Annotated in this window: 3 protein-coding genes and 2 pseudogenes; all 5 read left to right on the top strand. The window is 69.7% G+C overall.

All coding sequences use genetic code 11. The features are described 5' to 3' along the window. A pseudogene (locus AB0389_RS37610) lies at positions 1-102 on the top strand (ATP-binding protein); the annotation flags it as partial. A 350-nt stretch (positions 103-452) separates the two neighbouring features. Beyond that, positions 453-3,752, top strand: coding sequence for a nitrate- and nitrite sensing domain-containing protein (locus AB0389_RS37605; RefSeq protein ID WP_366400088.1), 3,300 nt, complete (start codon positions 453-455; stop codon positions 3,750-3,752). A 10-nt stretch (positions 3,753-3,762) separates the two neighbouring features. Next, positions 3,763-4,176: a roadblock/LC7 domain-containing protein gene (locus tag AB0389_RS37600; protein WP_010984131.1), complete on the top strand. Its 414-nt coding sequence runs from the start codon at positions 3,763-3,765 to the stop codon at positions 4,174-4,176. A 104-nt stretch (positions 4,177-4,280) separates the two neighbouring features. Next, positions 4,281-4,964: a DUF742 domain-containing protein gene (locus AB0389_RS37595; protein WP_366400087.1), complete on the top strand. Its 684-nt coding sequence runs from the start codon at positions 4,281-4,283 to the stop codon at positions 4,962-4,964. Then, positions 4,945-5,078, top strand: a pseudogene (locus tag AB0389_RS37590) (ATP/GTP-binding protein); the annotation flags it as partial. The gene AB0389_RS37595 and the pseudogene AB0389_RS37590, both read left to right, overlap by 20 nt.

The raw sequence follows: 5,078 nt of genomic DNA, 5'->3' as shown, positions 1-5,078 counted from the left end.
CCCGACACCCCCATCATCACCACCGACGCCCGCCACCGCGCCGACGCCAAAAGCGGACTCATCACCCTCGTCGAACACGCCCTCATGGCACGACTGAAGTAGACGATCCGCTACGGAAGTTGTCGTATACAGCGCCGGGGGTGGGCCATGTCACTGGACACGGCCCACCTCCGTGTTCATAACATTTCGACAGAGAATTCGTGCGCTTCGGACACCCGACGCACTCAGCCGGTGTCACTGTGCTCATATCGCCCCCGCCTTTTGACATGGCTCGCTCCTTATGCCCGTTTCATGTGAGGCTCGTACCCCTCGGAATGGCTGATTCCTGCTGTTTGGATTGCACGGCTCCCCCGTGCTGGAATTCAGCGACTCCTGAGGAGTACGGCTAGTACGGCCCCTGAAACAGAACGCGGCACAACGTAAGGTGCCGACGCCGAGAGGTTGTTGGTCGAGTGAGGCGAAGCAAGACGAGCTCCGCGGAGCAGCAGGCGCGGGGGAACTTCACCCCGCCGCCCCGCACAGCGGTGCCGCCCGCGGCCACCCCGGCTTCACCCCCGGCAGCGGGCAGTTCCAGCCGCTTCTCCCCGCGCAACTGGCGTGTGCCCACGCGGCTCAACGCCATTCTGCTGATCCCCGTGCTGGTCGGTCTGGGCATGGGCGGCTTCCAGGTGAAGGCGTCCGTCGACACCTGGCAGCAGGCCCAGGACGCCGAGCGCACGGCGCTGCTCGTACGGGCGGCCTCGGACTACGGCACGGCGCTGCTCAACGAGCGTGACCTCACCGCCCAGCCCCTGCTGACGAACAAGCGCGACTCCCCCGTCGTCGTCCAGGCCCTCGCGACCACGGACGCCGCGGCCAGGAAGTTCGACGCGGCGGTCCAGGACATGCCGCGCCGGGAGGGTCTGGAGCGCCGGCTCGCACTGTTCCGCAGCGTGGAGCCCAACCTCGCCGACCTCCGGAAGACCGCGTTCACCGCGGGTGTCGAAACCCCGGACAAGAGCGGCGAGAACGGCGGCCCGGTCGCCACCGAAGAGGGATACGTGCCGCTGGAGCACACCCTCATGGAGTTCTCCAACGAACTGGGCTTCGGCAGCGGCAGCACCAGCTACGGCCGTACGGTCTACGCGCTCCAGCTCGCCAAGGGCGCCGGTTCGCTCCAGCGCTCCATCGGCATGCATCTGCTGGTGCGGCCGAGCCAGAAGGCCGACGTCAAGAGCGGTCAGGCGATCGCGTTCTCCAGTTACGCCTATCTGGAGGACATCGCGATCGGCGAGTACGCCTCCGGCGGCACGGAGTCGGATCTGGCCAAGCTCCAGGCCGTCATGAAGGAGAAGACGGCCGAGGGCGCCAAGAAGCTCGCCTCCGCGCAGCAGCAGGCGATGGCCGCCGGCCAGAACTTCACCGCGCCGCCGAGCAAGGACGGCTCCGTCCTCGACGGCATGGTCGCGGCCATCGCGACCGGCGACACCCCCGAGCAGCTCGCGTCCCGCGGGGTGACGCCCGAGGCGTGGATGGCGGCCACCACCGCCAAGTTCGACGGCTACACGGCGGTCGAGGACGATCTTCTCGGCCAGGCAGTCACCGACGCCTCGCGGATCTCGGACAGCGCCAGGAACCGCGCCATCACCAACGCCGCGATCGTCGTGATCGCGCTGCTGGCCGCGTTCGTCCTGGCCTCGATGATGGCCCGGCAGCTGAGCCGCTCGATGCTGGCGCTGCGCACCGCCGCGTTCGGCATCGCCGAGCAGCGGCTGCCGATGCTGGTCGACCAGCTCTCGCGCGCCGAGCCCGGCCGGGTGGACACCCGGGTCAAGCCGATCCCCATCGACTCGCGCGACGAGATCGGCGAGGTCGCCCGCGCCTTCGACCAGGTCCACCGCGAGGCGGTCAGGCTCGCCGCCGAGCAGGCCATGCTCCGGGGCAACGTCAACGCGATCTTCACCAATCTCTCGCGCCGCAACCAGTCACTGATCGAGGGGCAGTTGACCCTCATCTCCGACCTGGAGAACAACGAGGGCGACCCGGACCAGCTGGAGAACCTCTTCCGGCTCGACCACCTCGCGACCCGGATGCGCCGCAACGGCGAGAACCTCCTCGTCCTCGCGGGCGAGGAGCCGGGCCGCCGCTGGAACCAGCCGGTGCCCCTGGTCGACGTACTCCGCGCGGCGGCCTCCGAGGTGGAGTCGTACGAGCGCATCGAGCTGACCGGGGTGCCGGAGACCGAGATCCACGGCCAGTCCGTCACCGACCTGGTGCATCTGCTCGCCGAGCTGCTGGAGAACGCCACCACCTTCTCCTCGCCGCAGACGAAGGTCCGGGTGACCGCGACCCGGCTGCCGGACGGCCGCGTGATGATCGAGATCCACGACAAGGGCATCGGCCTCACCGCCGAGGACTTCGCCGACATCAACCACAAGCTGGCCAACCCGCCGACCGTGGACGCCTCGGTGTCCCAGCGCATGGGTCTCTTCGTGGTCGGCCGGCTCTCGGAACGGCACGGCATCCGCGTCCAGTTGCGCCCCTCGGGCGAGCAGGCCGGGACGACCTCGCTGGTGATGCTCCCCGACGCGATCACCCACGGCGGCGGGGGCACCCCGTCGGAGCCGGCGGCGGAGTTCAGCGTCACGCAGATCATGCCGGAGCAGCAGCCCCCGGCGCAGGAGCAGCAGTTCCAGACCGCTCCGATGCTGACGGCCGCGGAGCTGGGCTTCGACGACTCGCGCTACGAGCCGCCGCCGGTGGACGAGTCCCAGCGCCTCAACCCCGTCGACCGCTCGCTGAAGCGCGAGGAGCGGCGGGCCGCGCTGGGTACCCCGCCGCTGTCCGAACAGCCGCTCTTCCAGGACCAGGTGCACGGCCAGTACCGCGAGGAACCGCCGTCGGAGGCCCCGTACGCGCCCCAGCCGCCCGCGGCAGGTGCCGAGTACGCGCCGACGGCGTACGCGGAGTTCCCGGCGCAGCCCTACCCGGAGCCGACGGCGTACCCGGAGACCGCGGCGTCCTATCCGGAGGCCACGCTTCCCGCCCAGGCCGATCCCGCGTTCTATCCGGAGCAGGGCAGTCAGGCTCCGCAGGCCGCCGCGGGGACGTTCGAGAATTCCTTCGCTCCCCCCGCCCAGCAGGGCGAGTGGTCGGAATCAGGTACGTACCAGAACGGGTACGAGCCCGAGCGGCGGACCGAACCGGAATCCGTGGACAGCGCTCCCGAGATCGCTCAGGAACGCGTAGGCTTCGACCGTCCGGGACCGTCCCCGAGCGCCAGCCACGCGCTGACCGACGCGGGTCTGCCGCGCCGGGGCGGCGGCGGCCAGCAGAGCAACCAGAGCAACGGCACCGTCGGCAACGACAGCGCCACCAGCAACGTCCCCAGCAATGTCACAAGCAGCGTCAACGGCAGCGGCGTCGGAACCGACAGCAGCACCGGCACCGGCGACGGGCAGAGCGAGACGGCCGGCACCGAGGACTGGCGGGCCAAGAACGACGACCGCTGGCAGCGGGCCGAGAAGACCCGCGAGCCCAAGGCGGGCGGCGTCACCATCTCCGGTCTCCCCCGCCGCGTCCCCAAGGCCAATCTGGTCGAGGGTGCGGCGGAGCAGAACACGGCGACCGGCCCCTCGGTCTCGCGCGCTCCGGAGGACATACGTGGCAGGTTGAGCAGCCTGCGACGGGGTGTCGAGCGGGGCCGTAGCGCCGGCGGGGACACGAACGGACCGGGCCACGGCCCGGGCAGTACCTACAACCAGGAGCGTTAGTGTGAGCCCGATGAGCCAGGCGGCGCAGAATCTTAACTGGTTGATCACCAACTTTGTGGACAACACCCCCGGGGTGTCCCACACAGTGGTGGTCTCCGCCGACGGACTCCTGCTGGCCATGTCCGAAGGTTTCCCGCGTGACCGCGCCGATCAGCTGGCGGCCGTGGCCTCCGGGCTGACCTCGCTGACCGCGGGGGCGTCCCGGATCTTCGAGGGCGGTGCCGTGAACCAGACCGTCGTGGAGATGGAGCGCGGCTTCCTCTTCCTCATGTCCATCTCGGACGGGTCCTCGCTGGCCGTCCTCGCCCACCCCGAGGCCGATATCGGTCTGGTGGGTTATGAGATGGCGCTTCTGGTCGACCGCGCGGGTACGGTCCTCACTCCGGACCTGCGCGCCGAACTCCAGGGAAGTCTGCTCAACTGACAGACAGTGCGCGGCTCGCCACCGCACCATAGGGGTGCGGTGGCGCGGACCGAGCAGGTCCGCCATGATCGGGCCCGGCGACACCGGCAGTCGGAGGAGGAAACGTGGCTACACCCCCAAACGGGCATCCCTATGACGGTGGCCCGCGGTCCCAGGGCGAGCATGCCCTGAACCGCTTCAACTTCCCCTCCGCGCCGAGCGGTCAGGGTGGCCAGGGCGACCAGGGCGGTCCGGCGCAGCAGGACGGCGGTGGCTCCGGCGGCGGGTTCGGCGGGTACGAACAGCCCCCGGGGCCGTATCAACCGCCGCCGCAGCAGCCGCGGCAGACCCAGCAGCAACCTCAACAGCCGTACGAACAGCCGCAGGAACCCTCGTACGATCAGCCGAGGCGGCCCCGCGTCCAGCAGGGCAGGCCGAGGCGCCCCCGGGAGTCCGCTCCCATGAACGCACACAATCCGTTGGTCCGTCCGTACGCCATGACCGGTGGCCGGACCCGGCCGCGGTACCAGCTCGCCATCGAGGCACTGGTCAGCACGACGGCCGATCCGTCCCAGCTGCAAGGGCAGTTGCCCGAGCATCAGCGGATCTGCCGGCTCTGTTTTGAGATCAAATCGGTCGCCGAGATTTCGGCGCTCCTCTCCATCCCCCTGGGCGTCGCCCGGATCCTTGTGGCCGACCTGGCGGAGGCGGGCCTTGTCGCCATCCACCAGCCCGGCGGCGAGGAATCCGGCGGCACACCAGACGTGACACTGCTCGAAAGGGTGCTCAGTGGACTTCGCAAGCTCTAGCGGCGGTGCAGCCCGCTCAACCACCAGCGCGAAGATCGTGGTGGCGGGCGGCTTCGGCGTGGGCAAGACCACGTTCGTCGGCGCCGTCTCGGAGATCAACCCGCTGCGTACCGA

This window comes from Streptomyces sp. NPDC093109, from assembly GCF_040701725.1.
In the GTDB taxonomy this organism is placed as follows: Bacteria; Actinomycetota; Actinomycetes; order Streptomycetales; family Streptomycetaceae; genus Streptomyces.
The sequence above is the reverse complement of the archived record's forward strand: the minus strand, read 5'-3'. Positions and strand labels throughout refer to the sequence as shown.